Here is a 5,090-nt window from a genome sequence, read left to right as displayed (position 1 = left end):
TTCATCAACACTGTAACTGCCGGTCAATGTTCCGGAGTAATATTCAAGGCCTGCCCCCTGGGAATTCTGATAGTTCACGGCCCATATCATCTCCCTGGCCAGCTCATCAATCTGGGCTTGATACTTGGGAATAACTTCATCCCTGATTTCAAGCCACCCCCCCAGCTTTCCGCCACTGATATCGTCGGTGATATCAAAGGTTGTACCAAAGGAGCCCTGCCACATGACCTTTTGGGTCTTCATACTCAAACTATAATGATCCACCCCGTTGACAAGTGTAGACCCATTGGCCGCGTTTATTATGAGAGAACCGTTACCCTGAGCGATCACATCAACATTAATCAACTCACCTAACTGATCCACCAGACTGTTTCTTTGATCCCTGAGATCATTAGCCGTTCTGCTTGATTCCAGGCCAAGTATCTCCCGATTCAGATCTGCAACCTGGGTGGACAACGAATTGATTGTGGTTAATGTTGCATTGATTTCATAGGTAATATCCAAAGAAACCTGGTCAAGGTCTGATCTTAAAGAATTAAACTGTTCCGCCATCTTTACACCTTTCTCGTAAATCTGGACTCTTTCGGATACACCTAAAGGATTATCACTCAAATCATGCCATGCATTCCAGTAATCACTTATAATGCTGTTCATACTGGCTTCAGAATTTTCATCAAAAAAGCCCTCAAGAACTTTCATATAAGATTCAGCCTCTTCAAACATGGCCTGGGCGGATTTTTCATCTGTCAGCCTGTTTTCAAGCAGCTGGTCTACGGATTGCTGAATCTGGGTAACATTAACACCGGTTCCAAAAAGAAACCCTGAATACAGGGAAGGTTTATTGCTGATATGATTGGCATTCTGCCTTGAATAGTCAGGGTTGTTTACATTGGCAATATTGTGGCCGGTAACATTCAGCCCGTATTGTTGGGCAGCGATGGCTGTTTTTGCAATACTTAAAGTGGATGAAATACCGCTCATTTTCTATACCTCTGCATGTATAAGACAATTGGGATTTTTAGATCCGGGCATTGCCCCGGAAAGATCATACTGGGCCTGCTTGGAATTATCTACAGCTATGGACATGACATCATCAATTACCGAAAGGTATTCTGTGACATATTTTTTATTTTCCAATGCCACCTGGGCAAGTTCTTTTTTTTCGTTTTCTATGGCAAGTTTTATCTTTCTAAATTTTGTTTTCAATTCTTTAGGGGCTGGAATGGTTCTGATGAGATATGAAACTGAAAAAGACCGGATATCCATATCATTGGTGCAAAACATCTCATCCAGATGATATAAAATTTTACCCCGCAATGCTTGAATTTCTTTAGTGATCTTCTTTTTTTTTTCTGAACTTTTCCACAATGAATCAACATCAATATCGACAATAAATTTACGCTCCTGTTTTAATTGAGCATTAAGCTGTTTATACAAGTCCAGTTTTTCATTGAGCATATCTTCAATATCAGGGGTAAAATTTTCCATGTTGATTCCTCCTGTGATTTTGCATGTCCCCTTAAGGACATGCTATAAATCCAACAGATTGGATTGTTATTTAGGGAATTATTTTCCCTGTTATGGCTGTTTAATTCTCTGAATACTAAAAATAGCAACAATTATGCCACATTAAGATAGAAGAAATGAGAAAAGAAAAGGAAATACTTAAGATCTATAAAGATTCTTTTAACTGCTGATATAAAAATTCTTTGACCCCAATGGATGTTTTGCTTTTTGACAACTCATCCGCAAGGTGCTCATCATACATTGACTTATAAATATCCATTCCGTGGGAATCATTCAAAAGCGCATCCCCCGGCAAGGAATCACGCATGGATTTTATCATTGTGTTTAAGAATATGGCTTCAAATCCTGCACAGGCCTCTTTTAATTCTTTTTCCCTGATATTGTTACGGACAAGATCTGATGTTTGTTTTTCAATCTTACCAAGGTTTGCTTTTGCCAGGTTCTGGTTAACAAGATCAATATCCATATAAAACCCCTTAATAAAAACTATATAATGACAAGTTCTGCCTGAAGTGCTCCGGCAGCTTTAATACTTTGCAAAATACTGATTAAATCCCGGGGTTTTACCCCCAGGGAATTCAACCCCCTGACCAGGTCACCAATGGTTGATGTGCCGGGCAAATTCATGACACTGGCTTTTTTCTCATCTTCAGGATCTTCATTGATGGTGACTGAAAGATCCCCATGGGCAATGGCAACACTTGAGATGGTGACATCACTTCCAATTACAACAGTGCCGGTCTTCTCATTTATCACGATTTTGGCAATCGTGTCCGGGATAACCGAAAGTGTTTCAATATCTGCGATAAATTCCGCCACGTTCTTTTGCCACATATTGTCCGGGACCCTTAAGCTCAATGCACTGGCATCAATGGTTTTGGCAACGCCCTCTCCAATTGAAGCATTAATGGTATCCGTCATTCTTTTTGCAGTGGTAAAATCCGGCCGGAACAAAGAAAGGATTAATTTTCTTTTCCCATCCAGTTTAAAGGCAATTTCCTGTTCAACCGATGCGCCGTTGGCAATCCGACCGACCTGAAGATGGCTGTCCCTGTCCCCTGCACCACTCGGCATGGCAAGAGCCACCGGTCCATTGGCCAAAGCATACACCCGCCCATCTATCCCTTTTAAGGGGGTGATCAGCAATGTGCCGCCTTTAAGGCTTTTGGCATCTCCCAGGGATGAAACCAGAACATCAATTTTATCACCGATTCGGGCAAAGGGCGGAATGTTTGCAGTTACTATAACAGCCGCAACATTTTTTACCTTCAGCCCATTTTTATCAATAAAAATATTCATCTTCTCCATCATGTTGGCAAGGGCCTGCTTTGTAAAGCTAACCCCGTCTTTATCTCCGGTACCGTTTAACCCGACGATAAGGCCATATCCGGTGAGTTGATTGGAACGGATACCTTTAATGGCTGCAAGGTCTTTAATCCTTGCGCAATGGGCATTTGAGACAATAATAATCCCTATAAATAAATTGATTAATATTTTTTTTAACATTGGATAACTTCCTTTTTACCAGGGCCATATATTATCAATAATTCTCGTTCCCCAACCAGGTTTCTGCTTATCTGCAAGAGCGCCTTTGCCATAATACTCGATTCGCGAATCTGCAAGATAGGTGGATTTTATCCTATTGGCAGCTGAAATATCCTGGGGCCTGACAACTCCTGAAACCGTAATATACTGGACTTCGTTATTGACTTTCATTGCCCGTCTGCCAAACAGGCTTAAGTTCCCATTGGGCAGCACTTCAGTAATTCTTGCGGCTATGGAAGCGGTTACCTGTCCTGAACGATCACTTTTGGCTTCACCTGCAAAATTATTTGAAAAATCTGTCCCTATAAGCTTGGTCCCGCCGGCAGCTGCTTGAAAATAATTAGTCACACCCGGTATATTCATAGTCGGCACTCCGATATCCATTCCTGTTTTTCTTGAGCTTTCCGTATTCACATCCATGCTGGATGTTGAATTCTCAATAATATCAACAATAATTGTATCTCCGACATGAGCTGCTTTTGAATCTTCGAACATTGACCCGTTTTTATTCATCCACAAAGATCCTTCCGAAGGACGGACTGAAGAAAATTCCGGCTGAATACCGGGTTGGATTGAAGTTCCTTCAGGGATCACAAGCCCTGTAGTATCTTTTGGGGAACCTGATATGCAACCTGCAAAACTGATATAAAAAAAAAGCAGCGTTAAAAGGCCGATAGTTTTAAATTTCATCATCATTTTTCTAATATACGACCTCCACTTTAGATTTTTCTTTTACAATTACCCGGACAAGCCTACCTGAATCAAGATTTTCAACCTTTATCAGCTCATTTTCAAACCCGTCTTCTTTGGATATTGCCGATGTAACAATTAACAGGTTTTGATTTCTGGAAACAAGCGTAACAATGTCTCCTTTTTGTACCATGGGAGGCTCTGAAAGAAGACTTGTTTTTAAATAATCACCTTTACGGATACCTGATTTTAAAATCTTTCCGTCAATGTCATCAAATGTCTTTATAAAATTCTCACTTAACTCAAAAATATTTTTCTTTTTTAAAATGATGTCATCAATGGATATTGTCGCACCTTTTTTAAGAGATCTTTTAGTATAAAACACCTTTTCATATAAAACCACCACTCCTGAAATTCTCAGCCTGTCTTCTTTTATTCCATCAATGACAATATCAATGTAACAGGAAAATTTTCCATTTTTATTAATCATTTCATTTGAATCAAACAGAAACCGGGTCTTTCCCTGTGGATATGCTTCAAGCCCTCTGATATTCAGTGTTTTTAATTGATATTCCTGATTTTTAAAAACCTGGGAAAGCCGGCTGTCAACGAATTGTCTGACTTCCTGTTTTGAAATCTTCTGGCTCAGTCGCTTCACATAGATCTGTTGCGGAGATGTGACGATGATATTTTCAGGCAGATACCTTTGACCCTGAATAATGGAAACTATTTTTTTTTTATCCAATAATTTTATCTTACCCGGTTTTGGGGAAAAACCAAGCTCTATCTTCTCAAGTGCTTCCTTTAAGAACCTATTGGCATTTATATCGGCTATATCTCCTAAAAAAATATGGGATTGCTTTACAAGACTTGTCTCTTTTACAATTATCTTTATGCTGCTTTTAAATGCCTGATTCTCCTCTGCAAAAAGGCTATATGGACATAGATGCTGAATAAGTATAAACCCAATGATAAAAAACCAAATGGATTTAATATTTATTTTTATTAAAAACATATTAATCATCTATCTTTTCAATCCATTAGCAGTAGTAAGCATACTGTCAGCAGTCTGAATTGATTTTGAATTGGCTTCATAGGCTCTTTGTCCGGCAATCATAGAAACCATTTCTTCAATTACGCTCACATTGGAGCCTTCAAGAAAATTATTGACCACGGTTCCAGCACCCTCTTCTCCAGGTGTTCTTTCTGTTGCATTACCCGAACCCTCTGTTTGCCTGAAAAGATTATTTCCCACTGCAAAAAGGCCGGAAGCGTTGACAAATGTGCTGATTAAAACATTGTCCTCTCCGAGGATATTTTCATCAGCA

The 5,090-nt window shown here is 39.6% G+C and carries 7 protein-coding genes; all 7 read right to left on the bottom strand.

Annotation, left to right across the window (positions count from 1 at the left end; all coding sequences use genetic code 11):
• The coding region (gene flgK / locus K8S13_RS23645; RefSeq protein ID WP_291466190.1) for a flagellar hook-associated protein FlgK at positions 1-981 on the bottom strand (981 nt) is incomplete at its 3' end.
• Between the two features lie 3 nt (positions 982-984).
• Positions 985-1,488, bottom strand: coding sequence for a flagellar export chaperone FlgN (gene flgN, locus K8S13_RS23640; protein ID WP_291466189.1), 504 nt, complete (start codon positions 1,486-1,488; stop codon positions 985-987).
• 184 nt (positions 1,489-1,672) lie between these two features.
• A complete protein-coding gene (locus K8S13_RS23635) occupies positions 1,673-1,993 on the bottom strand; it encodes a rod-binding protein (RefSeq protein WP_291466188.1) in 321 nt (106 codons plus the stop codon).
• Positions 1,994-2,013: 20 nt separating this feature from the next.
• Complete coding sequence (locus K8S13_RS23630; protein WP_291466187.1) at positions 2,014-3,033, bottom strand: flagellar basal body P-ring protein FlgI; 1,020 nt, start codon at positions 3,031-3,033, stop codon at positions 2,014-2,016.
• 15 nt (positions 3,034-3,048) lie between these two features.
• Positions 3,049-3,768: a flagellar basal body L-ring protein FlgH gene (locus tag K8S13_RS23625; protein ID WP_291466186.1), complete on the bottom strand. Its 720-nt coding sequence runs from the start codon at positions 3,766-3,768 to the stop codon at positions 3,049-3,051.
• A gap of 4 nt (positions 3,769-3,772) precedes the next feature.
• Positions 3,773-4,777: a flagellar basal body P-ring formation chaperone FlgA gene (gene flgA, locus K8S13_RS23620; protein WP_291466185.1), complete on the bottom strand. Its 1,005-nt coding sequence runs from the start codon at positions 4,775-4,777 to the stop codon at positions 3,773-3,775.
• Positions 4,778-4,786: 9 nt separating this feature from the next.
• Positions 4,787-5,090: flagellar hook-basal body complex protein (locus K8S13_RS23615; protein ID WP_291466184.1), on the bottom strand; the 304-nt coding region annotated here is incomplete at its 5' end.

Source organism: Desulfobacula sp., from assembly GCF_021107415.1.
This window is presented reverse-complemented; position numbering and strand designations above follow the sequence as displayed.